This window comes from Streptomyces sp. NBC_01288 (assembly GCF_035982055.1).
Classification (GTDB): domain Bacteria; phylum Actinomycetota; class Actinomycetes; order Streptomycetales; family Streptomycetaceae; genus Streptomyces.
On sequence record NZ_CP108427.1, the window covers coordinates 3,087,719 to 3,112,224 of the forward strand.

Annotated in this window: 19 protein-coding genes and 5 tRNA genes; 10 read left to right on the forward strand and 14 right to left on the reverse strand. The window is 69.1% G+C overall.

From position 1 onward, the window contains the following. Positions 1 to 209 precede the first annotated feature (209 nt). Together leuD and leuC are read right to left on the reverse strand one after the other, a co-directional pair. Complete coding sequence (gene leuD, locus OG194_RS13190; protein ID WP_327401065.1) at positions 210 to 803, reverse strand: 3-isopropylmalate dehydratase small subunit; 594 nt, start codon at positions 801 to 803, stop codon at positions 210 to 212. 5 nt (positions 804 to 808) lie between these two features. Next, complete coding sequence (leuC, locus tag OG194_RS13195; protein ID WP_327401066.1) at positions 809 to 2,233, reverse strand: 3-isopropylmalate dehydratase large subunit; 1,425 nt, start codon at positions 2,231 to 2,233, stop codon at positions 809 to 811. Positions 2,234 to 2,422: 189 nt separating this feature from the next. On the opposite strand from leuC, the gene ndgR reads away from it, so the two are divergent. After that, positions 2,423 to 3,139: an IclR family transcriptional regulator NdgR gene (ndgR, locus tag OG194_RS13200; protein WP_327401067.1), complete on the forward strand. Its 717-nt coding sequence runs from the start codon at positions 2,423 to 2,425 to the stop codon at positions 3,137 to 3,139. 156 nt (positions 3,140 to 3,295) lie between these two features. On the opposite strand, the gene OG194_RS13205 is transcribed toward ndgR, so the two are convergent. From OG194_RS13205 to OG194_RS13250, 10 genes are all read right to left on the reverse strand, one after another. Next, positions 3,296 to 3,368, reverse strand: a tRNA-Glu gene (locus OG194_RS13205). Between the two features lie 28 nt (positions 3,369 to 3,396). After that, positions 3,397 to 3,468 (reverse strand) — tRNA-Gln (locus tag OG194_RS13210). Positions 3,469 to 3,488: 20 nt separating this feature from the next. Continuing rightward, a tRNA-Glu gene (locus tag OG194_RS13215) sits at positions 3,489 to 3,561 on the reverse strand. Between the two features lie 61 nt (positions 3,562 to 3,622). Then, positions 3,623 to 3,695 (reverse strand) — tRNA-Glu (locus OG194_RS13220). A gap of 42 nt (positions 3,696 to 3,737) precedes the next feature. Continuing rightward, positions 3,738 to 3,809 (reverse strand) — tRNA-Gln (locus OG194_RS13225). A gap of 91 nt (positions 3,810 to 3,900) precedes the next feature. Further along, positions 3,901 to 4,632, reverse strand: coding sequence for an HAD family hydrolase (locus OG194_RS13230; RefSeq protein WP_327401068.1), 732 nt, complete (start codon positions 4,630 to 4,632; stop codon positions 3,901 to 3,903). Between the two features lie 50 nt (positions 4,633 to 4,682). Then, complete coding sequence (locus OG194_RS13235) at positions 4,683 to 5,342, reverse strand: DUF4241 domain-containing protein (protein ID WP_327401069.1); 660 nt, start codon at positions 5,340 to 5,342, stop codon at positions 4,683 to 4,685. A 114-nt stretch (positions 5,343 to 5,456) separates the two neighbouring features. Continuing rightward, positions 5,457 to 6,941, reverse strand: a complete 1,485-nt coding sequence (gene gltX, locus OG194_RS13240) for a glutamate--tRNA ligase (RefSeq protein WP_327401070.1) — start codon at positions 6,939 to 6,941, stop codon at positions 5,457 to 5,459. Beyond that, positions 6,925 to 7,701: a fumarylacetoacetate hydrolase family protein gene (locus tag OG194_RS13245; protein WP_019058646.1), complete on the reverse strand. Its 777-nt coding sequence runs from the start codon at positions 7,699 to 7,701 to the stop codon at positions 6,925 to 6,927. The genes gltX and OG194_RS13245 overlap by 17 nt, the downstream gene beginning before the upstream one ends. Before the next feature lie 79 nt (positions 7,702 to 7,780). Continuing rightward, positions 7,781 to 7,966, reverse strand: a complete 186-nt coding sequence (locus OG194_RS13250; protein WP_019058645.1) for a hypothetical protein — start codon at positions 7,964 to 7,966, stop codon at positions 7,781 to 7,783. Positions 7,967 to 8,538: 572 nt separating this feature from the next. Here OG194_RS13250 and OG194_RS13255 point away from each other — a divergent pair. The 9 genes from OG194_RS13255 (at position 8,539) to OG194_RS13295 (ending at position 22,558) form a co-directional block, all read left to right on the forward strand. Beyond that, positions 8,539 to 12,516, forward strand: a complete 3,978-nt coding sequence (locus OG194_RS13255) for a sensor histidine kinase (RefSeq protein WP_327401071.1) — start codon at positions 8,539 to 8,541, stop codon at positions 12,514 to 12,516. 9 nt (positions 12,517 to 12,525) lie between these two features. Then, positions 12,526 to 12,939, forward strand: coding sequence for a roadblock/LC7 domain-containing protein (locus tag OG194_RS13260; RefSeq protein ID WP_005479910.1), 414 nt, complete (start codon positions 12,526 to 12,528; stop codon positions 12,937 to 12,939). A gap of 111 nt (positions 12,940 to 13,050) precedes the next feature. Beyond that, positions 13,051 to 13,449, forward strand: coding sequence for a DUF742 domain-containing protein (locus tag OG194_RS13265; RefSeq protein WP_019058642.1), 399 nt, complete (start codon positions 13,051 to 13,053; stop codon positions 13,447 to 13,449). Continuing rightward, positions 13,430 to 14,005: a GTP-binding protein gene (locus OG194_RS13270; RefSeq protein WP_006375318.1), complete on the forward strand. Its 576-nt coding sequence runs from the start codon at positions 13,430 to 13,432 to the stop codon at positions 14,003 to 14,005. The genes OG194_RS13265 and OG194_RS13270 overlap by 20 nt, the downstream gene beginning before the upstream one ends. A gap of 401 nt (positions 14,006 to 14,406) precedes the next feature. Next, entirely contained in the window at positions 14,407 to 17,706 is a 3,300-nt protein-coding gene (locus OG194_RS13275; protein WP_327401072.1) for a sensor histidine kinase, read from the forward strand. A 10-nt stretch (positions 17,707 to 17,716) separates the two neighbouring features. Then, positions 17,717 to 18,130 (forward strand): roadblock/LC7 domain-containing protein, encoded by a 414-nt coding sequence (locus OG194_RS13280; RefSeq protein WP_019058640.1) that lies wholly within the window; start codon positions 17,717 to 17,719, stop codon positions 18,128 to 18,130. A gap of 94 nt (positions 18,131 to 18,224) precedes the next feature. Further along, the gene (locus tag OG194_RS13285) at positions 18,225 to 18,797 is read left to right on the forward strand and encodes a DUF742 domain-containing protein (RefSeq protein ID WP_327401073.1); all 573 of its coding nucleotides are present in this window, start codon (positions 18,225 to 18,227) and stop codon (positions 18,795 to 18,797) included. Beyond that, positions 18,778 to 19,359: a GTP-binding protein gene (locus OG194_RS13290; RefSeq protein ID WP_327401075.1), complete on the forward strand. Its 582-nt coding sequence runs from the start codon at positions 18,778 to 18,780 to the stop codon at positions 19,357 to 19,359. The genes OG194_RS13285 and OG194_RS13290 overlap by 20 nt, the downstream gene beginning before the upstream one ends. 70 nt (positions 19,360 to 19,429) lie before the next feature. Next, on the forward strand, positions 19,430 to 22,558 hold the full coding sequence (locus OG194_RS13295) for an NACHT domain-containing protein (protein ID WP_327401077.1): 3,129 nt from the start codon (positions 19,430 to 19,432) through the stop codon (positions 22,556 to 22,558). A gap of 69 nt (positions 22,559 to 22,627) precedes the next feature. On the opposite strand, the gene OG194_RS13300 is transcribed toward OG194_RS13295, so the two are convergent. Both OG194_RS13300 and OG194_RS13305 read right to left on the reverse strand, forming a co-directional pair. Continuing rightward, complete coding sequence (locus OG194_RS13300; protein ID WP_078652542.1) at positions 22,628 to 22,819, reverse strand: acyl-CoA carboxylase subunit epsilon; 192 nt, start codon at positions 22,817 to 22,819, stop codon at positions 22,628 to 22,630. A gap of 56 nt (positions 22,820 to 22,875) precedes the next feature. Next, positions 22,876 to 24,459, reverse strand: a complete 1,584-nt coding sequence (locus tag OG194_RS13305) for an acyl-CoA carboxylase subunit beta (protein ID WP_327401078.1) — start codon at positions 24,457 to 24,459, stop codon at positions 22,876 to 22,878. Positions 24,460 to 24,506 lie beyond the last annotated feature (47 nt).

Sequence of the window (24,506 nt, forward strand, 5' to 3'; positions counted from 1 at the left end):
TTCAGGGGTCCGGCGGCAGCCTTGGCTCAAAGCTGCACGTACCCCGTCAACACCCTGTCTAACATGGGAAGTTGAGCAAAGCGTTGCAGGCGCGCAGGGCCGTTCGGGTGCAGACATGGCTGTACCCCCAATCGTGGCGATCGGGGGTACAGACGGGGTGTCGCGTGGCCGAATCTCGACTCGGGGAAGGCCTCGTGAGGTCCTTCGGGTCAGACCTGGACCGTCCGCGGCTTGTACGAGGGGCGCTTGGCCTCGTACGTGGCGATGTCGCCCTCGTTCTGGAGGGTGATGGAGATGTCGTCCAGGCCGTTCAACAGCCGCCAGCGGGCGTTCTCGTCGAGCTCGAAGGCGGCTGTGATGCCTTCGGCGCGCACCTCGCGGGCCTCCAGGTCGACCGTGACCTCGGCCTGCGGGTCCTTCTCGGTGAGATCCTGCAACGCGTCCACGATCTTCTGCTCCAGAACCACCGTGAGCAGGCCGTTCTTGAGCGAGTTGCCGCGGAAGATGTCGGCGAACCGGGAGGAGATGACGGCCTTGAAACCGTAGTTCTGCAGCGCCCACACGGCGTGCTCACGCGAGGAGCCGGTACCGAAGTCGGGGCCGGCCACCAGGACCGTCGCGCCCTTGCGCTCGGGGCGGTTGAGGACGAAGTTCTCGTCCTTGCGCCAGGCCTCGAAGAGCCCGTCCTCGAAGCCGTCCCTGGTCACCTTCTTGAGCCAGTGGGCGGGGATGATCTGGTCGGTGTCCACGTTGCTGCGGCGCAGCGGGACGGCCCGGCCGGTGTGCGTGGTGAATGCTTCCATGACTCTCAGACTCCAGCGGGCACAGGGGCGTCGGACAGGTCGGCGGGCGAGGCCAGGTGACCCAGCACGGCGGTCGCGGCGGCGACCTGCGGCGAGACGAGGTGCGTACGGCCGCCCTTGCCCTGCCTGCCCTCGAAGTTGCGGTTGGAGGTGGACGCGGAGCGCTCACCGGGCGCCAACTGGTCCGGGTTCATGCCCAGGCACATCGAGCAGCCCGCGTGCCGCCATTCGGCACCGGCCTCCTTGAACACGACGTCCAGGCCCTCCGAGACGGCCTGGAGACCGACCCGCGCGGAGCCCGGGACGACCAGCATCCGTACGCCGTCGGCGACTTTGCGTCCCTCGACGATCGAGGCGGCCGCACGCAGGTCCTCGATACGGCCGTTGGTGCACGAACCTACGAAGACGGTGTCGACCTTGATGTCGCGCAGCGGCTGGCCGGCCTCCAACCCCATGTATTCCAGGGCCTTTTCGGCGGCGAAGCGCTCCGAAGCGTCTTCGTACGAAGCCGGATCGGGGACGGACGCCGAAAGCGGCGCGCCCTGACCGGGGTTGGTGCCCCAGGTGACGAACGGCGCCAGCGAGGGACCGTCGATGACGACCTCGGCGTCGAACTCCGCGTCCGCGTCGGTCTTCAGGGTCTTCCAGTACGCGACGGCGGCGTCCCAGTCCTCGCCCTCGGGGGCGTGGGCGCGGCCCTTGATGTACTCGAAGGTGGTCTCGTCGGGGGCGATCATGCCCGCGCGGGCGCCGGCCTCGATCGACATGTTGCAGATGGTCATGCGGGCTTCCATCGAGAGCTTCTCGATGGCGGAGCCGCGGTATTCGAGGATGTAGCCCTGGCCGCCGCCGGTGCCGATCTTCGCGATGATCGCGAGGATCAGGTCCTTGGCGGTGACGCCGTCGGGCAGTTCGCCGTCGACCGTGATGGCCATGGTTTTCGGGCGGGCCAGCGGCAGCGTCTGGGTGGCCAGCACGTGCTCCACCTGGGAAGTGCCGATGCCGAACGCCAGCGCGCCGAAGGCGCCGTGGGTGGAGGTGTGGGAGTCACCGCACACGACCGTGGTACCGGGCTGGGTCAGCCCCAGCTGCGGTCCTACGACGTGCACGACACCCTGCTCGACGTCGCCCAGGGAGTGCAGGCGCACGCCGAAGTCGGCCGCGTTCTTGCGCAGCGTCTCCAGTTGGACGCGCGAGACCGGGTCCGCGATGGGCTTGTCGATGTCGAGGGTCGGGGTGTTGTGATCCTCGGTGGCGATGGTGAGGTCGAGGCGCCGCACCGGACGGCCCGCCTGACGGAGACCGTCGAAGGCCTGCGGGCTGGTCACCTCGTGCAGCAGGTGCAGATCGATGAAGAGGAGGTCGGGCTCGCCCTCGGCGCGCCGGACGACATGGTCGTCCCAGACCTTCTCCGCGAGTGTCCTACCCATCGCTTTCCCTCCGGCCGGCGAAACAGCGCCGGCCCAACTAGAGATCTTGAGGAGACGGCGCTCGCACCCCTGGTTCACGGGCAGCCGCCGCCTGGCCCGTTGGTCCGCGGGCCGCTGTGCCTACAAGAGTTGCGCGTCTCACGAAAAAAGGAACTTGCGTTTCACAGAGTGAGACGCGAGTATCGTTTCATGGACAACAGTAGCGGCGTCGGCGTCCTGGACAAGGCAGCCCTTGTCCTGGGCGCTCTGGAGTCCGGTCCGGCCACCCTCGCGGGTCTGGTCGCGGCGACCGGGCTGGCACGACCCACGGCACACCGGCTGGCCGTGGCTTTGGAACACCACCGCATGGTGGCGCGCGACATGCAGGGCCGGTTCATTCTCGGCCCCCGTCTCGCCGAACTGGCCGCGGCCGCCGGCGAGGACCGTCTGCTCGCCACGGCGGGCCCGGTGCTCACACACCTGCGGGACCTCACGGGCGAGAGCGCGCAGCTCTACCGCCGCCAGGGCGACATGCGCATCTGCGTCGCCGCGGCGGAACGTCTGTCCGGACTGCGGGACACGGTCCCGGTCGGTTCGACGCTCACGATGAAAGCCGGTTCGTCCGCGCAGATCCTGATGGCCTGGGAGGAGCCGGAGCGCCTGCACCGCGGCCTCCAGGGCGCCCGCTTCACCGCCACGGCCCTCTCGGGCGTACGGCGCCGGGGCTGGGCCCAGTCGATCGGCGAGCGGGAGCCGGGCGTCGCGTCCGTCTCCGCGCCGGTGCGCGGCCCCTCGAACCGCGTGGTGGCCGCCGTGTCCGTCTCCGGTCCCATCGAACGCCTGACGCGCCACCCGGGCCGTATGCACGCCCAGGCGGTCATCGACGCCGCCGCCCGCCTCTCCGAGGCCCTGCGCCGCACCGGCTGATCCGCGCCGGGAACATCTCAAGGAGGACCTGCCTCAACGCCGCGGCAGGTCCTTCGTCCTGTCCGGCCCCCAACTCCTGGTGGAACACACCGAGTTGACGCACGGGACGGACAACGCGAAAGACCCCCCACCGAAGTGGAGGGTCTTCCCTGTACGTACCCCCGACCGGATTCGAACCGGCGCTACTGCCGTGAGAGGGCAGCGTGCTAGGCCGCTACACAACGGGGGCCCAGATCGTACGTTTCCGCAGATCAAAGCTGGTCTACCAGGACTCGAACCTAGAATGACGGTACCAGAAACCGTAGTGTTGCCAATTACACCATAGACCAAGGTGATTCAAGGTAAAGCGTACCCCCGACCGGATTCGAACCGGCGCTACTGCCGTGAGAGGGCAGCGTGCTAGGCCGCTACACAACGGGGGCCCTAGCGATCCTGCATGAGAGGCGGCGGGTGCGACCCGACCACCTTCCTGGGAAGGATCTGTACCCCCGACCGGATTCGAACCGGCGCTACTGCCGTGAGAGGGCAGCGTGCTAGGCCGCTACACAACGGGGGCCTTGCAGAGTTGACCTCTGCGGTTGCAGATGAGCTCTGCGAGCTGGCCTACCAGGACTCGAACCTAGACTAACGGAACCAGAAACCGTCGTGCTGCCAATTACACCATAGGCCACTAAGACTCAATCCGTGTCGGGATCTTGTTCTAGCGTTCGCCTCCAGGTAGCCGACCTTGCGGTCTGTTCTCCGGCGGCGCAGGAAGAACATTACCTGAAGGTGGACGGGGCTCCAAAACGGGTATCAGCGCCGAGGAGCGCGGGGAGTTCGGCGAGCGAGGCGATCCGGTGCCGCCCCACGAGGGCCTCACCAGGGGTGTGCCCACCATGCCGGTCGATCCACACGGACAGCAGTCCGGCGTCCGCGGCACCGCGCCAGTCGATCTCGGGGTGATCTCCGACATACGCCACCTCGTGCGGCGGCAGTTCCAGCGCCTCGCAGGCCGCCAGGAAGGCGCCGGCCTCGGGTTTGGAGACGCCCAGCTCGGCCGCGCACAGGACGGTCTCGAAGCGGTCGTACACACCGAGGGCGCGCAGTTTCCGGTCCTGGACGGTGAGGCTGGAGTTGGAGAGGACGGCGTGCCGGTGGGTGGCCGCGAGGGCGTCCAGGACGGGCAGGACGTCCGGGAAGAGGGTCCAGGAGGTCTCGTAGTGGGCCTTGTAGCGCTGGAACCAGTCCTCGGCCTCGGCGTCGGTCAACTCCCGGTCCAGGAACAGCCGGACGCGGTCCAGCCGCTGTCCCTCGAACGAGACCTCGCCGGCCGAGAAGCGCGCCCAGTGGAACTCGGTGGCCACCCGCCAGCGCTCCAGGGCGTCCGCCAGGCTCTCGTGCCCGTCGGCCAGTCCCTCGGCCAGCAGGTGCTCGCGCATGGCCGCGCGGTCCGCACCCGTGTAGTCGAACAGAGTGTCGTCGACGTCCCAGACAACGGCCCGAATGGTCATGATCCGACGGTAACCCGGGCCCCGGGGGCGCGTCTGCCCCCGGCCCGCCGTCACACGGGGACGACGAAGAAGTCCGTGACGAAGCAGGTGACTTCACCGGCCGCCGTCCGGCCGATCCAGGTGGGGTAGGCGCCGTCGCCCCAGCCGGAGGTGAAGGCGGCCAGGTTGTGCCCGGTGTCGGGGGCGGTGATCAGGTGGGGTCCCGGGGCCCACTTGCTCTGCTCGAAGGCGTCCCACAGCGGGCCCTCGTCGCCCTCGCACTCCGGGAAGGAGCCGTCGACCGACGCGTCGTAGAACGCGCCCGTGCCGGCGTCGACGCCGTAGCCGTAGAACTCGTCCTCGGTGAGATCGGCGAGGTCCTGGCCGGGCTGGAGGGCGAGTTCCCAGCCGGCGGTGGGCTCGTCCCGTATGACCAGGCGGGCGGCGGCCACGCGCAAGTGCGGGTCGTCGGACGGGAGTTGATCGGGCCGGGTGAGGGTGGCGACGGCCGCTTCGACGCGGTAGTGGCCGGGGTCCACGGCGACCGTGAAGGGTTCTGCCTCGCCCTGGCCGAGGCCGACGAAGGGGTCGCAGGCGATCACCTGGCCGGTGGGGAGCCAGAGTCGGCCGCCGTCGACGAGGTGGATCACGCCGACCGTGCCGGTCTCGTCCTCCCTGAACTCGCTGCCCGGCGTGAACAGCCAGGTGTAGTCACGAGCGGTCATCGGCATGAAAGGTGCCTTTCCTGAACGATCTTCAATGATCCGGAACCCTAACGCCCCGCACTGACAACGCCGAAGGGACGGCAGGCCGCTGCGGCTGCCGCCCCTTCACGCGTGCGTGCGTTACGCGGCCAGCTTGGCGAGGGCCGCGTCGATCCTGGCGAGGGTCTTCTCCTTGCCGAGGATCTCCAGGGACTCGAAGAGCGGCAGGCCGATCGTGCGGCCGGTGACGGCGACGCGGACCGGGGCCTGCGCCTTGCCGAGCTTGAGGCCGTGGGTCTCACCGGCGGCCAGGACGGCCTCCTTGAGGGCCTCGGCCGAGGTCCAGTCCGCGGACTCCAGCTTCTCGCGGGCCGTGCGGAGAAGAGCGTCCGAGCCCTCCTTCATCGCCTTCGTCCAGGACGCCTCGTCCTCGACCGGCTCGGCCAGGAACAGGAAGTCGACGTTGTCCGTGATCTCCGACAACACCTTCAGGCGGGTCTGCGCGTGCGGCGCGACCGCCTGCCACTTGGCCTCGTCGAAGTCCTCAGGCGCCCAGGGGGCGAACGGGGCCTGGAGCCAGGGGGCGCAGCGCTCGGTGAAGTCCTTCACGTCGAGCAGGCGGATGTGGTCGGCGTTGATCGCCTCGCACTTCTTCAGGTCGAAGCGCGCCGGGTTGGGGTTCACGTCGGAGATCTCGAAGGCCGCGACCATCTCGTCCATCGAGAAGACGTCCCGGTCGGCGGCGAGCGACCAGCCCAGCAGGGAAAGGTAGTTGAGCAGTCCCTCGGGCAGGAACCCGCGCTCCCTGTAGAGGTTGAGCGAGGACTCCGGGTCACGCTTGGAGAGCTTCTTGTTGCCCTCGCCCATCACGTACGGCAGGTGCCCGAAGGAGGGGATCCGCTTGGCGACGCCCAGGTCGATCAGCGCCTTGTAGAGGGCGATCTGGCGCGGGGTGGAGGAGAGCAGGTCCTCGCCGCGCAGGACGTGGGTGATCTCCATCAGGGCGTCGTCGACCGGGTTGACCAGCGTGTACAGCGGGGCGCCGTTGGCCCGGACGATGCCGTAGTCCGGCACGTTCTCCGCGGTGAACGTCAGCTCGCCGCGGACCAGGTCCGTGAAGGTGATCGTCTCGTCGGGCATCCGGAACCGGACGATCGGCGTACGGCCCTCGGCCTTGTAGGCGTCGACCTGCTCGGCGCTCAGGTCGCGGCAGTGGCCGTCGTAGCCGGACGGCTTGCCGGCGGCGCGGGCGGCGTCGCGGCGGGCGTCCAGCTCCGCCGTGGAGCAGTAGCAGTGGTAGGCGCGGCCGGCGTCCTGGAGCTGCCGCGCGACGTCCTTGTAGATGTCCATGCGCTGCGACTGGCGGTACGGCGCGTGCGGGCCGCCGACCTCGGGGCCCTCGTCCCAGTCGAAGCCCAGCCAGCGCAGCGAGTCGAGCAGCTGGTCGTACGACTCCTCGGAGTCGCGGGCCGCGTCGGTGTCCTCGATGCGGAAGACCAGAGTGCCCTGGTGGTGCTTGGCGAACGCCCAGTTGAACAGGGCGGTGCGGACCAGGCCCACGTGCGGGTTGCCGGTCGGCGAGGGGCAGAAACGGACGCGTACGGGTGCGCTAGCCACGCTTGACAACCTTGTTCGTGAGAGTGCCGATGCCTTCGATGGAGACGGCGACCTCGTCGCCGACGGTGAGCGGTCCGACGCCTGCCGGGGTGCCCGTGAGGATCACGTCGCCGGGGAGCAGCGTCATGGCCTCGGTGATGTTGACGATCAGGTCCTCGATCGAGTGGATCATCTCGCTGGTGCGGCCGAGCTGGCGCTGCTGTCCGTTGACCGTGAGCTGGATGGTGAGGTCGCTCGGGTCGAGGTCCGTCTCCACCCAGGGGCCGAGCGGGCAGGAGGTGTCGAAGCCCTTGGCCCGGGCCCACTGCTTCTCGCGCTTCTGGACGTCCCGCGCGGTGATGTCGTTGGCGCAGGTGTAGCCGAGGATGACGTCCTTGACGCGCTCGCGCGGGACCTCGCGGCACATCCGTCCGATGACGACGGCCAGTTCGGCCTCGTGGTGGAGGTCCTCGGTGAAGGAGGGGTACTGGATGTCGTCGCCGGAGCCGATCACCGAGGTGGACGGCTTGAAGAAGGCGAAGGGGACGTCCGGCACCTCGTTGCCCAGTTCGCGGGCGTGCTCGGCGTAGTTGCGGCCGTAGGCGACGACCTTGTTCGGGAGGACCGGCGGCAGCAGCCTGACCTTGCTGAGCGGGACCTTCGTACCGGAGAGTTCGAAGTCCGCGAACGGGATGCCCTTGATGATGTCGAGGACGAGCTCGTCCGGCTTGTCGCCCTCGACCGCGCCGAAGGCGACGTTCCCGTCGATGGAGAATCTGGCGATGCGCACGGGATCCTGGCGCCCCTCACTGAGCTGGCTGGAGTCTGACGCTCCAGGCTAGCGCGGTGCGGGGCCCCTCCTCGCGCGATTACTCCGCGGCGGCGGTGACCGGGATCTCCATGAGGATGGTGCGGCGCGGGTTGGCCGTCTGGGCCGGCAGGTCGAGCGAGTGTTCCTGCAGCTCCGGCGTCTGCAGCGGCTCGGCGTCCGTGAGGTGCGCCAGCGTCGTGCGTCGCGGGTTGGCAATGTTGCGGAACATCATCGTGGTCTTCACTGTTGTACTCGACCCTCGTCGTCCGTGGGTGGGTGGTTGGCAGTATGTGCCCTCATGTAAAGCGTCAGGCTAAACATCCAATTCCCGGCCGAAGACGCGAAGGGCCCCTGATCTGGGTGTGAGTTTGCTCACGGCCGTATGGGCAAAGCGTCCAATTCGGACCCCCAACTCACCTCAACGAAACGGACATTGCCCCCTTGAAGCTGTCATTCCGCTCCTGATCATGGCGACTTGGGCACCTGGCATGCCCCCAGGGGTCGTGGGGATATGCCCCCTTTGGAGTGAATAGCTTTCTACGTCTCGTGACGCACCCCTCACGCGGTGTCACACAGGTCACAGCCTGGCCTACGGGCCTTGTTGGAGATCCGGCACTGTGCTGGAATTCCACGGACCGCCGCAGAATCAGCCCGGCGCGCAGAGGGCGCAACGCAGCGCCAGGGGCGGCGGAAGGGGGAGCAGCGCCGGTCACTCACGACCACACACTGGGGGGCGCGTTCAGGGCGCTCCCTAAGACGCCGACACCGTCCTTCCGTTCGCGCGGAGGGGCGCCTGGTCCAGAGGTTGCGACGCTAGTGCAGGGACGTTTCAAGAGGGATGGCAGTGCTTCGGCGGAGCCGGAGCCGCATGGCGGGGCTGGCCCCAAGACCGGCAGCTCCTCGCCCCAGCACGCCCAGAACCCGGGCCCGGCGCCGTCAGGCGACGGTGGAGGCCCCGGGCGCCCCGGCGTGTCCGCAGCCCCGACCCCCACGCCCTCGGTGAAGCCGCCGTCGGGCGCACCAGGACCCGGACCGCGCGTCGCTCTGCGTAACTGGCGCATCTCCACGCGCCTGGTCTCGCTGCTCGCGCTCCCGGTGGTCGCGGCCACCTCGCTGGGCGCTCTGCGCATCAGCGACTCCATGACCGACATCCAGCAGCTCGACAACATGAAGCTGCTGACGGACATGACCAAGCAGGCCACCGAGCTGGCCACCGCGCTCCAGGAGGAGCGCGACCAGTCGGCCGGTCCCCTCTCGCACGGTGGCAAGGCCACCGACTACGAGGTCAAGGGCTACGAGGACAAGACCGACCGCGCCCGCGACAACTTCATCAACGCCTCGGAAGAGGTCGACAGCGCCAGCAAGAGCGGCAACCTCCAGGGTGTCCGGGAGAGCCTGGTCGGTCTCGCGACCGAGCTGGACAACCTCGACAAGATCCGCAAGACGGCGTACCAGTCGAAGGGCAACTCGACGCAGACGGTCGACGCCTACCACCGGCTGATCAGCCAGCTGCTGGACCTCTCGCAGGACATGGCGGAGGCCACCAGCAACCCGGAGATGATCCAGCGCACCCGCGCCCTGGCGGCCTTCTCCGCCGCCAAGGAGTTCTCCTCCGTGCAGCGCGCGGTGATCGCGGCGGCCCTGCCGAACAACAACACGCAGGTCGGCACTCTCTCCTCCAACGACCGGCTCTACGCCGACTCCGCTCTGGAGAGCGAGAAGTCGGAACTGAGCATCTTCCGCAACATCTACGGCAACCAGGGCGCCGAGGACCTCATCTCGCCCATCGAGGACGGCAACCCGACCATCGAGTCGGCCGACACCTACGCCCAGCGTGTCCTCGACAACCAGAACGGCCTGGCCTCGCTGGACAAGCGGTCCTACAAGGACTGGGTGGACGACAGCTCGACCAAGATCGAGCAGATGAAGAAGATCGAGCACACGCTGCTTGAGGACATGGAACAGAAGGCCCGCGAGCTGCGCTCCGCCTCCGAGCGCGAGGCGATCATCTCCGGTGCGCTGATCCTGCTCGTGCTCGGCGTCTCCCTCGTCGGCGCCTTCGTCATCGCCCGGTCCATGATCCGCTCGCTGCGCCGCCTCCAGGAGACCGCCAACAAGGTCGCCCAGGACCGGCTGCCCGAGCTGGTCCGGCAGCTGTCCGAGTCCGACCCGCAGGACGTCGACACGTCCGTGGAGTCGGTCGGTGTGCACTCCCGGGACGAGATCGGCCAGGTGGCCTCGGCCTTCGACGACGTGCACCGCGAGGCCGTCCGCCTCGCCTCCGAGCAGGCCATGCTGCGGGGCAACGTCAACGCGATGTTCACCAACCTCTCGCGCCGCTCCCAGGGCCTCATCCAGCGTCAGCTCTCGCTCATCTCCGAGCTGGAGTCCCGCGAGGCCGACCCTGACCAGCTGTCCTCGCTCTTCAAGCTCGACCACCTCGCGACCCGCATGCGCCGTAACGGTGAGAACCTCCTGGTCCTCGCCGGTGAGGAGCCCGGCCGCCGCTGGACCCGTCCGGTCCCGCTGGTCGACGTGCTCCGCGCCGCCGCCTCCGAGGTGGAGCAGTACGAGCGCATCGAGCTCTCCTCCGTGCCGACCACCGAAGTGGCCGGCCGTGTGGTCAACGACCTCGTGCACCTCCTCGCCGAGCTGCTGGAGAACGCGACCTCCTTCTCCTCGCCGCAGACCAAGGTCAAGGTCACCGGTCACGCGCTGCCCGACGGCCGCGTCCTGATCGAGATCCACGACACCGGTATCGGCCTCTCCCCCGAGGACCTCGCGGCGATCAACGAGCGGCTCGCCTCGCCGCCCACCGTGGACGTCTCGGTCTCCCGCCGCATGGGTCTGTTCGTGGTCGGCCGCCTCTCGCAGCGCCACGGCATCCGCATCCAGCTCCGGCCCTCCGACTCCGGTGGTACGACCGCGCTGGTCATGCTCCCCGTCGACGTCGCCCAGGGCGGCAAGAAGCCCGCTCCGGGCAAGCCCGGTCAGGCCGCCGTCGGCTCTGCCGCGGCGGCTGCCGCGGCCGGTGCCGGTGCGGCCCGCCGGGGCAACGGCCAGGGTGGTTCCGCGCTCGGCGCGGGTGCGCCCGCCGGTGGCAACGGTGGACTTCTCGGTGCCGGGGCCGCTCCGCGCAGCCAGGTCGGTGCCGGTCAGGGCCCGCGGGCCGCGCTGCCCGGTACGGGTGGTGGACGTCCGGGTGGACCCGGCGGTCCCGGTGGTCCGGGCGGTGCGCGTGGGCCTCAGGGTCCCTCGGCGCCGCAGGGCCGTCCGGCCGCGGGTTCCGGTGCCGGTCTCTTCGGCCAGGCCCCGGGCGCCCCGCAGGGTATGCAGGCGGCCGGTACGAGTACTCCGCAGGGCTTCGGCGACGGTCGCCAGGACGCCTTCGGCGGACCCCCGCCGCAGGGCAACCCGGTGCCGCCGCAGCGCACGAGCAACGACGAGCCCGAGCCGCCCCGCGGTGGTGGCCGGCGGCGTGGCCGTCAGCCGCAGCTCCCGCCGCGCGGCGGTGCGCGGGCCGAGCTGCCCGGCGGCAACAACAACCAGCGTCCGAGCTGGAGCGACGAGAACGCGCAGCCCCCGCTGGGCCGCGGCAACCTCGACGCCCCGCGCGGTCACGACGAGCGGGACGCCGAGCAGACCTCCCGGATGCCGCGCGTCGACGACCGCCAGGGCCCCGCGGCCACGACGGAGATGCCGGCGATACCGCGCCTCGACGCGCAGGACAGCGGCCAGTTCCCGCGCCCGGGCACCAACGGGCAGCAGAACACCGGCCAGTTCCCGCGTCCCGGCGCCAACGGGTCCCAGAACACCGGCTCGTTCCCCCGCCAGGGCGGCAACGGACCTCAGGACACAGGGCAGTTCGCGCGTCCCGGGGCGAACGGATCGCAGGGCGGCGGGCAGTTCCCGCGGCCGGGTACGAGCGGACCGCAGGACACCGGCTCGTTCCCGCGGCCCGAGTTCGACACCCCGCATCCCGGTGCCAACTCCCCGCAGAACGGCGGCCAGTTCGTCCGCTCGGACGTCTTCGGCACCCCGCCGAGCGGCCCGTCGAGCCAGGCCAACAACCCGTCGAACCCGGCCAACACGGGACAGTTCGCCGTCCCGCAGGCGTACGACGCCAGCTCCACGGGCCAGTTCGCGACACCCGGCTTTGACAACGGCTCCACCGGTCAGCACAATCTGCCGAACCGTCAGAACCCCGCGAACACCGGGCAGTTCGAGCGGCCGCAGGTCAACGGGAACCGCAACGGCGCCGACCTCGGCGCCCAACGGCCGCCCGCCCCGCAGCGTCCCACCCGCCAGGAGCCCGAGGCGTTGCCGCCTGCCACGGGTCCCGGTGACGGCAGGACGCCGCTGTACGACACGCTGGAGACCAACTGGTTCCACGGCCAGCAGGCGGAGCAGCAGAGCCAGACCAACGGCTCCGCCCCCGCCCCGCAGCCGCAGGCACCGTCGGCTCCGGCGACACCCCCCCAACGTCCCACGGGCGGTACGTGGCGCAGCTCGCCGAACGACGACCTCGTCCGGCAGGCAGAGCGTGTACGGCAACCGGCCGCGGGCGGCGTCACCACCTCCGGCCTGCCGCGCCGGGTGCCCAGGGCGAACCTCGTCCCGGGTACGGCTCAGCAGCAACAGCACCAAACCGGTCCGCAGGTCTCCCGTGCGCCTGACGACGTACGCGGCCGGCTGACCAATCTCCGTCGGGGCATCGCACAGGGTCGACAGGCCGGTACGGGTACCGGCCAGACCGGCAGCTTCCCCAGCCCCACTCACCAGCAGGAGCGTTAGTTGAGCCAGATGAGCCAGGCGGCACAGAACCTCAACTGGTTGATAACCAACTTCGTGGACAACACCCCCGGGGTGTCCCACACCGTCGTCGTGTCTGCCGACGGACTCCTTCTGGCCATGTCGGAAGGGTTCCCGCGCGACCGCGCCGACCAGCTCGCGGCCGTGGCCTCCGGGCTCACCTCGCTGACGGCCGGGGCATCCCGGATCTTCGAAGGCGGCGACGTGGCACAGACGGTCGTGGAGATGGAACGGGGATTCCTCTTCCTCATGTCCGTCTCGGACGGCTCGTCCCTGGCAGTGCTCGCGCACCCCGAGTGCGACATCGGTCTCGTCGGCTACGAGATGGCACTGCTCGTCGATCGTGCGGGGGCGGTCCTCACACCGGACCTGCGCGCCGAACTCCAGGGCAGTCTGCTTCACTGACCGGCCCCGGCACCACCCGTCTCACCAAATCACCGTCCGGCCGCCACAATCCCCCCACCGGCCCTGTCAGACGGCTAGCCCGACCGACTTGCTGTCCCGCCCGGAGGATTCATGACCCCGCCCACCGCCTCTCACGACCCGTACGCCGAGCCGTACGGGGACGAGGGCGACCAGCCGCTGGTCCGTCCGTATGCGATGACCGGCGGCCGGACCAGGCCGCGCTACCAGCTCGCCATCGAGGCGCTGATCAGCACCACGGCCGACCCGGCAGCGCTGATGGGACTGCTCCCTGAGCACCAGCGCATCTGCCACCTGTGCCGCGAGGTCAAGTCGGTGGCCGAGGTGTCGGCACTCCTCGCCATGCCCCTCGGTGTGGCCAGGATCCTCGTCGCGGACCTCGCCGAGGCCGGACTGGTGGCCATCCACCAGCCGGGCGGCGACGAGAACAACGGCGGCGCACCGGACGTGACGCTGCTCGAAAGGGTGCTCAGTGGACTTCGCAAGCTCTGACGGAGGGCGGGCGACCACCTCCGCGAAGATCGTGGTGGCGGGTGGCTTCGGCGTCGGCAAGACCACGTTCGTGGGTGCCGTCTCGGAAATCAACCCGCTGCGCACGGAGGCCGTCATGACGTCCGCGTCCGCGGGCATCGACGACCTCACCCACACCGGGGACAAGACCACCACCACGGTGGCCATGGACTTCGGACGCATCACCCTGGACCAGGACCTGATCCTGTACCTCTTCGGTACGCCGGGTCAGGACCGCTTCTGGTTCATGTGGGACGACCTGGTGCGCGGCGCGATCGGCGCCGTCGTCCTGGTCGACACCCGCCGGCTGGCCGACTGCTTCCCCGCGGTCGACTACTTCGAGAACAGCGGGCTGCCCTTCGTCATCGCCCTCAACGGCTTCGACGGGCACCAGCCGTACAACCCGGAGGAGGTGCGCGAGGCCCTGCAGATCGGTCCGGACGCACCGATCATCACGACGGACGCCCGGCACCGCTCGGACGCGAAGAGTGCGCTGATCACGCTGGTCGAGCACGCACTCATGGCCCGGCTGCGGTAGCTTGCGACGGGGCTCTGTATGCAGTTCTCAAGTCGGCAGCGCCATACGGCAGTTGTCGTAGACACCCCGGAGCCGGCTGTGGCCTTTGACACGGTCGGCCCCGGTGTTCATAACGTTTCGGCAGAGGAATCCGGTGGTACCGCAACGCGTCGCGGTCATCCGGTGCCACTGCGCTAACAAAGCCCCGCCTTTTGGCGGGGCTCGCTCTTTATGACCGTTTTATCTGGGGCTTACATCACTCGGAATCCGCGGTTCCGACTGTTTGGAATCGCGCAGGCTGACGTGCTGGAATGCCTGAACTGCCCAATAGTCAACGACGTACTGATAGGCAGAGGTCGTTGACGGGCTTGAGACACTGCGGCACGACGATAGGTGCCGACCGCCGGAAGGTTGTTGGTCGAGTGAGGCGAAGCAAGAACGGTCCCGAGCCGTCGGCCCGGGGCAACTTCACCCCGCCGCCGCGCGGAGCGGCGCCCGCCCCTGTGCCAGGCTCGGAGCCCACGGCGCCACCCGCTCCCAGCGGCAGCCGTTTCTCCCCCCGCAACTGGCGGGTGCCGACCAGGCTGAACGCGATCCTGCTCATACCCGTGGTGGTCGGCCTCGTCATGGGCGGCTTCCAGGTGAAGAGCTCGATCGACACCTGGCAGAACGCCGAGGACGCGGAGAAGACCGCCCGCCTGGTGCAGGCGGCCCTGACCTACAGCAACGCGATCACCAACGAGCGTGACACGACCGCCGCGCCGCTGCTGCTGGGCAAGGGCGTGAAGGACCCCACGGTCGTCGCCGCCCGCAAGGCCACGGACGACGCCGCGGACACCTTCGACAAGGCCGCGCAGAACATGCCGGACCAGTCGGGCCTGGAACGCCGGCTCAGCCGCTTCCGCAAGGTCGAGCCGCAGCTGACGTCCATCCGGGCCGCCGCGTACACCACCAAGTTCACGGGTGTGCAGACCGAAGAGGCCTACGTGAACCTGGAGCACCCGCTCCTTGAGTTCTCGAACGAACTGGGCCTCGGCACCGGCAACATCACCAGCTACGGCCGCTCGGTCTACGCCATCGCACTCGCCAAGGGCGCGCTCTCGCTGGAGCGTTCCATCGGCATGCACCTGCTGGTGAAGCCGGGCCCCGGCCAGGGCAGCCTGGCCACCCAGCGCACGGCCATCACCTCGTACGCGTACCTGGAGGGCATCGCCCTCCAGGAGTACCAGGCCGGTGGTACCGACGCGGACATCGCGAAGCTGAACACGGCCATGGCGAAGGTCAAGACCGACGGCGCGACCATGGTCAAGCAGGCCGCCGCGCAGGCGAAGGCCGCCAACGAGACGTATGTGCCGCCGCCGGCCAACCCGATCGACATGATCACGGCGATGTCGCAGCTACAGACCACCGATCCCTCGGCGCGCGCGGCTCTCGCCGAGAAGGGCATCACCGCGCAGAACTGGTGGGCGGGCACGACCCTCAAGTACGAGGCGTACCGCAAGATCGAGGAGGACAAGGCCGACACCGCGGTGAGCGAGGCGTCGGACATCGCCGACAACGCCAAGCGGGACGCCATCATCACCGGTGCCGCCGTCGTCGTCGCCCTGCTCCTCGCCTTCATCCTGGCCGGTGCCGTCGCCCGCCAGATGAGCCGCGCGATGCGCCAGCTGCGCAACGCCGCCTTCGGCATCGCCGAGCAGCGCCTGCCGATGCTGGTCGACCAGCTCTCGCGCACCGACCCCGGACGCGTGGACACCCGGATCTCCCCGATCCCGATCACGACGACCGACGAGATCGGCGAAGTCGCCAGAGCCTTCGACCAGGTCCACCGCGAGGCCGTACGACTGGCCGCCGAGCAGGCGCTCCTGCGGGGCAACATCAACGCGATCTTCACCAACCTGTCGCGCCGCAACCAGTCGTTGATCGAGGGCCAGTTGACCCTGATCACCGATCTGGAGAACAACGAGGCCGACCCGGACCAGCTGGAAGCACTCTTCCGTCTGGACCACCTCGCGACCCGTATGCGCCGTAACGGCGAGAACCTCCTGGTCCTCGCCGGCGAGGAGCCCGGCCGCCGCTGGGACCAGCCGGTCCCGCTGGTCGACGTGCTGCGCGCCGCCTCCTCCGAGGTGGAGCAGTACGAGCGCATCGAGCTGTCGGGCGTCCCGGAGGCCGAGATCCACGGCCGCGCCGTGACCGACCTCGTGCACCTGCTCGCCGAGCTGCTGGAGAACGCGACGACGTTCTCCTCCCCGCAGACCAAGGTCCGCGTGACGGCCACCCGTCTCCCCGACGGCCGGGTCATGATCGAGATCCACGACAAGGGCATCGGCCTCACCGCCGAGGACTTCGCGGACATCAACCACAAGCTGGCCAACCCGCCGACCGTGGACGTCGCGATCTCGCAGCGCATGGGCCTGTTCGTGGTCGGCCGGCTGTCCGACCGGCACGGCATCCGCGTCCAGCTCCGCCCCTCGGGCGAGCAGGCCGGTACAACCTCGCTGGTCATGCTGCCGGACGCGATCACGCACGGTGGCGGTGGTGAGTCGCAGCTCCAGCGCGACGAGTTCACCGTCTCGCAGATCATGCCGGAGCAGCCGCAGCAGCAGTTCCAGGGCGAGGACTTCAACCGTGCCCCGATGCGCACGGCCGCCGAGCTGGGCTTCGACGACACCCGCTACTCCGAGGTGCCGGACGACATCCGCGAGCTGGACCCGGTGGGCCGCTCGCTGATGCGCGAGGAGCGCCGTGCGGCCCTGGAGTCCCAGAAGCCGGGCCAGGAGCTCGAAGCGGGCGAGTACGCCGAGTTCAACGAGTTCGACGCCCCGCAGCAGCAGCCGTACGGCAACGGCCAGCAGGGCTACCAGGACCAGCCGACCGGCTTCACCGGTCAGCCGGCGTACGAGGAGCAGCAGCAGACGTCGTACGACGAGCCGCGCCAACCCTCGTACGACGAGCAGTACTTCGCACCGAACGGCGCCGCGCCGCAGGCCGACGCCTTCCCCGACTCCTTCCCGTCGAACGGCGGCTACCCGGAGCCCGGGTACGCGGAGCCGGCGCAGGAGGAGCACGCGGCACAGCACCCCACGGGGTCGGAGACGTTCTCGGGCTTCGAAGAGCCGTCCTACCAGGACGACTGGCCGCAGCAGGACGGTTACCGCAACGGGTACCCGGACCAGTACGCTCCGGAAGCGGAGTCCACACAGGCCGCTGACGTGAGTGAGCGGGACCACGTAGGCTTCGAGCGTCCGGGACCGGCCCCCTCCGCCGTCCACGCGCTGACCGACGCCGGACTGCCGCGCCGCGGTTCGGCCGCGAACGGTACGCGCACGAACGGTTCGCAGCCCGCGCAGCCGGGGCCGTCGGCCTCAGCGGCGCCGGAGAGCAAGGTCGATGTCTTCGGCACCGCGAACGGCGGCACCGGAGCCGTGGACTGGCGCTCGGCGAACGACGAGCGCTGGCAGCAGGCGTCGGCGCTGAAGAAGCCGAAGGCGGGCGGGGTCACCTCCTCCGGCCTGCCGCGGCGGGTACCCAAGGCCAACCTGGTCGAGGGCACCGCCGAGAGCACCCCGCAGGGCGGCCCCCAGGTCTCCCGCGCTCCCGAGGACATCCGGGGCAGGCTCAGCAACCTGCGCCGCGGGGTCCAGCGGGGACGCAGCGAAGGCAGTGAAACGAACGGTCGGGGCTTCGGCTCCGACAGCACCTACAACCAGGAGCGTTAGTGTGAGCCCGATGAGCCAGGCGGCGCAGAACCTGAACTGGTTGATCACCAACTTCGTGGACAACACCCCCGGTGTGTCCCACACGGTGGTGGTCTCCGCCGACGGACTCCTTCTGGCGATGTCCGACGGCTTCCCGCGTGACCGTGCCGACCAGTTGGCGGCCGTCGCGTCGGGCCTGACCTCGCTGACCGCGGGCGCCTCCCGCATCTTCGAGGGCGGCGCCGTGAACCAGACGGTTGTGGAGATGGAGCGGGGATTCCTCTTCCTCATGTCCGTATCCGATGGTTCCTCGCTCGCGGTTCTCGCGCACCCCGAGGCGGACATCGGCCTCATTGGGTACGAGATGGCCCTTCTGGTGGACCGTGCCGGCACGGTCCTGACCCCGGACCTTCGAGCAGAGCTCCAGGGGAGCCTTCTCAACTAACAGACGGACGGTGCGTTTTGGCGTCCCGAGGCCATAAGGTTTCGGGACGCGGCTCCACATTGATGGGTGCCCGGCACAGTCGGAGGAGGAGAAAGTGGCAACACCCCCAGGCGGTTCGTCTTCGGGCAACTGGTCGTACGGCCCCGGCCAGGGGCAGGGCGACGGTTCCCAGAACCGGTACAACTTCCCCTCCTCGCCTTCCCCGCGCCGCCCGCAGTACCCGCAGGGCCCCGGCCCGTCGCCGTACGACCAGCCGCCGGCGCCGCGCATCCAGCCGGTGCAGCCCCATCGACGCTCCCCCGAGTCGGCGCCCGCCGGGTCGACGAGCAACCCCTTGGTGCGTCCGTACGCCATGACCGGCGGCCGGACGCGCCCCCGCTACCAGCTCGCCATCGAGGCGCTGGTGCACACCACCGCGCAGCCGCACCAGATGCAGGGCCAGTTGCCCGAGCATCAGCGGATCTGCAACCTCTGCCGGGAGATCAAGTCGGTGGCCGAGATCTCGGCCCTCCTGACGATCCCTCTCGGTGTGGCCAGGATCCTCGTCGCCGACTTGGCGGAGGCGGGCCTGGTCGCCATTCATCAACCCGGCGGCGACGAGAACGCCGGCGGCCAGCCAGATGTGACACTGCTCGAAAGGGTGCTCAGTGGACTTCGCAAGCTCTAGCGGAGGGCCTTCCCGCTCCACCACCTCGGCGAAGATCGTGGTGGCGGGTGGCTTCGGCGTGGGCAAGACCACGTTCGTCGGGGCCGTCTCGGAGATCAACCCGCTGCGTACCGAGGCTGTGATGACGTCCGCGAGCGCGGGCATCGACGACCTCACCCACACCGGAGACAAGACGACCACGACGGTCGCGATGGACTTCGGACGCATCACCCTGGACCAGGACCTGATCCTGTACCTCTTCGGTACACCGGGTCAGGACCGCTTCTGGTTCATGTGGGACGACCTGGTACGCGGCGCGATCGGCGCGATCGTGCTCGTGGACACCCGCCGTCTCGCCGACTGCTTCCCCGCGGTCGACTACTTCGAGAACTCGGGTCTCCCCTTCGTCGTCGCCCTCAACGGCTTCGACGGCTCGCAGCCGTACAACCCGGACGAGGTCCGCGAGGCCCTCCAGATCGGCCCGGACGCACCGATCATCACGACGGACGCCCGCCACCGCGCGGACGCCAAGTCGGCACTGATCACGCTGGTCGAGCACGCGCTGATGGCGCGGCTTCGGTAGCACGCGGCATCACGACATCAAGGGGCCAACTCCGGCTGGAGTAGGCCCCTTTGTCGTACCCCCTGCCACAATGAACGCTCTTCGGTTCGGCAAGGGGGACGGGATGAGCGCGGAGGCGGCTGCACTACGCCTGGGGACGACCGTGGTGAAGGCGGCGGCGCAGACGTGGCTGGGGGGCAAGCGGCGCGAGCAGGAGCGCCGGCTGCCGATGGACGAACTCGTCCGGCTACGGGTGTCCGGACTGCGCCAACAGCGCAGCGTCCAGCGCCAGTTCGAGGAGATGGCCGACACGGCGGCCGCGCGGATCGAGCCGTTCCTGGCCCAGGAGTTCCGCGGCCTGGACGAGAGCGGCCGGGAGGCGGCGCTCAACGGCGTGTGCGACACCTTCGCCCGTGCCGACCTCTCCGACGAGGCGGTCCTGGCGGCCGATGCGCAACCGGCCGAACTGATCCGCCGCATCACGGCATCGGTGAGCCCACCGGTCGGCCTGAGCGAACCTGAGACGCGCCTCTACGAACTCCTCTTCAGCGAGTGCTGCGAGTACTACGTCAGCATCGTGCGGACCCTCCCGGTCTTCGAGGAGCGGACCCTGGCCGAACTCCTGGCCCGCACCAGCTCGTTGAGCGACCGGGTCGCCCGCGTCCTCGAACGCCTCCCCGACCGCTCCCTGTTCGCCCCCGACGGCACCGATCAGGACCAGGAATTCCGCCGCTGGTACATGGAGCTGGTCAGCAACACCCTCGACGAGGTGGAACTGTTCCGCCGCACGTCCGACCGCGCCGCCGCGCAGGTACGGCTGTCCGTGGCCTACGTCAGCCTGCGCGCCACCGGGGACGACGGCACCCGCCGCCGCACGGCCCGCGCACTGCCGCTCAGGCCGGACCTGAGCGGCTGGGAGGAGTCCGGGACGGAGAGTTCCGGGATGCGGGTGGAATCGGCGCTCGGCGGGGCGTCCAGGGTGCTCCTGCGCGGCGAGGCGGGCTCCGGCAAGACCACGCTGCTCCGCTGGCTGGCGATCACGGCGGCACGAGGCGCCTTCACCGCCGAACTCGCCGACTGGAACGGCCTGACGCCCGTCTTCGTCAAGCTCCGCGAGTACAGCGGCCGTTCGCTCCCCAAGAAGCCCGAGGAGCTGCTGGACGGTGTCGCCGGGAACATCACCGGCATCATGCCCAGGGGCTGGGTGGAACGCCAACTACGGGACAACAAGGTCCTGTTGCTGGTCGACGGAGTGGACGAACTCCTCGGCTCTGAGCGGCGGTCGGTGCGTGACTGGCTCCGCAAGCTGCTCGGGGCCTACGGCGGCATACGGGTCGTCGTGACCTCCCGTCCGACCGCCGCCGGGGCGGACTGGCTGCGCCGGGAGGACTTCACCGCGCTCCACCTGGACCGGATGACGCCCCCGGACCTGGCCGCGTTCGTACGGCAGTGGCACGAGGCCGTCCGCGAACTGGGCGACGAACTCCCCTGCGGCGTCGACGAGTTGCCGCGCTACGAACAGTCCCTGCTCAACAGCCTCAAGGACCGCGCCCACCTCCAGTCCCTGGCGGGCACCCCGCTGCTGGCCGCGATGCTGTGCGCGATGCACCTGAACCGGGGCAGCCAACTCCCTCGCGACCGCATGGAGTTGTACCGCAACGCACTCCACACCCTGGTCCACGACCGCGACGCCGACCGGAACGTACCGAGCGCGCTGGACAGCAAACTCAGCCTCGGCGACAAGCTGGTCGTGCTGCGGGATCTGGCCTGGCGCCTCTCGGACAACAACCGCAGCGAGATCGCCCTGGACCAGGCCGCCATCCATGTCGCGTCCAAGCTCTCGGCGATGCGGCACCTGGAGGCACAGGACGGCCACGGGGTCCTGGAACAACTCCGGGACCGCTCCGGCATCCTCCGCTCCCCCGTCGAGGGCCGCCTCGACTTCGTCCACCGGACCTTCCAGGAGTACCTGGCCGCCGCGGAGGCCACGGAGGAGGACCGGATCGGCAACCTGGTCGGGCGGGCGCATCTGGACCTGTGGCGCGAGACGATCATCATGGCCGCGGGGCATGCCAACTCCCGTCAGCGGCAGGAGTTGTTGGACGGGATCCTGGATCGAGCGGAGGCGGAGCCCCGGTATGCGCGGGTGTTGCGGTTGCTCGCGGCTTCTTGTCAGGAGACGTTGCCGACGATTCCGGATGGGTTGGCGGGGCGGCTGGACGGGGCTATGTCGGCGCTGCTTCCGGCTCGTCGGCATACGGATCCGCCGGCTCTGGCGGCTGTGGGGACGAGCTTGCTGCGGCGACTACCGCGTTCTCTGGACGAGTTGACGGAGAAGGCCGCGATACAGACGGTGCGGACCGTGGCGATGATCGGGGGAGAGGCGGCGCTGGCGTTGATGGTGGGGTACGCCGAGGACCGGCGCCGCCCAGTCGTACAGGAAATCATCGAGGCTTGGGCGTACTTCGACGCGGATGCCTACGGCGAGCAGGTGCTGGCCGGGCTGCCGTTGGACGGATACACCGTGAGTCTCAGGCACTCCCAGCAGTGGCGCGCAGCGACTCGGTTGACGTCCATGACGATGCTGTCGATCCATTACCCGCTCCCCGAGCTCGCTGCCGTGGACCAACTCCCGCCCGTGAAGTACCTGTTGGTCAACAACCTCCGTGGCCCCGGAGACCTCTCAGTGCTGACGGCTCACCCACAACTGAGGTTGTTCTTGGTCTTGGGCCGAGGAAAGCTGCACGAGCTCGAATCCATGGAGAGATTGGGGAACCTCTTCTACCTCGGACTCAGCCACGGAGGTACAACCGACCTCGACAGGCTGTGCCTTGGGCCGACCGTGTCCCAGCTGCGCCTCTACCAGCTGAGCCGGACCAGCGAACTGACCGCTTTGAGTAATTTCCCCAATGTCAGAAGCCTCTCTCTGACGACCGCAAGCGCATGTACACCGCCTGGCCTGAGCAGCATCTCCGCCATGCCCAGGCTGGACGACCTCAGCCTCAACCGCATGCGCTTGCCGGAGTGGCTGACAGCATGTGAACCCCTTCCGGCCAAACTGAGGGCCCTCACTCTGCATAGCTGCGTCATGCCGAGAGACTCCCGCGCCTACCGCGACCTCAGTTCCCTCGACTCGCTCTCGATCTCGTCCTGCCGCACTCCCGACGGCACCCCCATCACCACCCTCGACCTCCCGGTCAAGAACCTCACCATCACCTGACCCACAAACACCAACGGCCCCACCCTCCCGCAGGAGAGTGGGGCCGTCGTAAGCGCGCTAAAGCGATGCTCAGTGCCAGCTATGCGGCGCCCGAAACCCACCCTCGCGCTCCAGCCGACGCCAGCCGGCCTTCGGCAGCGGACGGTGAGCCGGGGCTTCCGCGGGCGCGGCCGCAGCACGGGCCAGCAGGATCGCCGTGATGGCGGCGACTTCCTCGGGCTCGGCGTGGCCCTTCTCGACACGAATGTCAGGGGTGCTCATAGGTTCAGTCTCCGTGGCTGAGGTTTCCGCACGGGTAGCGCGGAGGGTCCGCTGGGTTACTGCGGGGGGTTGCCGTGCTTGCGCGAGGGCAGGTCGGCGTGCTTGGTGTGCAGCATCGCGAGCGACCTGATGAGTACTTCGCGGGTCTCGGCGGGGTCGATGACGTCGTCGACGAGTCCGCGCTCAGCCGCGTAGTACGGGTGCATCAGCTCGGACTTGTACTCCTTGACCATGCGCGTCCGCATCGCCTCGGGGTCCTCGGCGTCGGCGATCTGGCGGCGGAAGATGACGTTGGCGGCACCTTCGGCGCCCATCACGGCGATCTCGTTGGTGGGCCAGGCGTAGGTGAGGTCGGCGCCGATGGACTGGCTGTCCATGACGATGTAGGCACCTCCGTACGCCTTGCGCAGGATGAGCGAAATCCTCGGCACGGTGGCGTTGCAGTACGCGTAGAGCAGCTTCGCTCCGTGCCGGATGATTCCGCCGTGCTCCTGGTCGACGCCGGGAAGGAATCCCGGAACGTCCAGGAACGTAACGATCGGAATGTTAAAAGCGTCACACATCTGGACAAAGCGCGCAGCTTTTTCGCTGGCCTCGATGTCCAGGACGCCCGCGAGGGTCTGCGGCTGGTTGGCGACGATGCCGACGACCCGGCCGTCGAGGCGGGCCAGCGCGCAGATGATGTTGCGGGCCCAACGCTCGTGGATCTCCAGGTAGTCGCCGTCGTCGACGATCTCCTCGATCACCTTGGTCATGTCGTACGGCCGGTTGCCGTCGGCCGGGACCAGGTCGAGCAGGATCTCCGAGCGGCGCTCGGCCTCGTCGCTCGACTCCGCGCGGGGCGGGTTCTCGCGGTTGTTCTGCGGGAGCATCGACAGGAGGTAGCGCACCTCGGCGAGGCAGGTCTCCTCGTCGTCGTAGGCGAAGTGACAGACACCGGAGGTCTCGGCGTGCACGTCGGCGCCGCCGAGGCCGTTCTGCGAGATCTCCTCGCCGGTGACCGCCTTGACGACGTCCGGGCCGGTGATGAACATCTGCGAGGTCTCGCGGACCATGAAGACGAAGTCGGTGAGGGCGGGGCTGTAGGCCGCGCCGCCCGCGCACGGGCCGAGCATCACGCTGATCTGCGGGATGACCCCGGAGGCCTTGGTGTTGCGCTGGAAGATGCCGCCGTACCCGGCGAGCGCGCTGACGCCCTCCTGGATACGCGCACCCGCGCCGTCGTTCAGGGAGACCAAGGGTGCGCCGGCCGCGATGGCCATGTCCATGATCTTGTGGATCTTCGTGGCGTGGGCCTCGCCCAGCGCGCCGCCGAAGATCCGGAAGTCGTGCGCGTAGACGAAGACCGTGCGGCCCTCGACCGTGCCCCAGCCGGTGATCACACCGTCGGTGTACGGCTTCTTGGCCTCCAGGCCGAAGCCCACGGCGCGATGCCGGCGCAGCTGCTCGACCTCACGGAAGGACCCGGGGTCGAGGAGCAGGTCGATACGCTCCCGGCCGGTCAGCTTCCCCTTGGCGTGCTGCGCCTCGGTCGCCTTCTCGCTCGGGCCGGCCAGTGCCCGCGCACGGATCTCGTGCAGCTCGGCCACTCGCCCGCGCGCGTCAGTCGGCTCACCCGGCGCCTCATCCAAAACGGTCATGTACTGACCCTACGAAGGAGACCAAGGAAAGGGCGCCGTCGACTCTG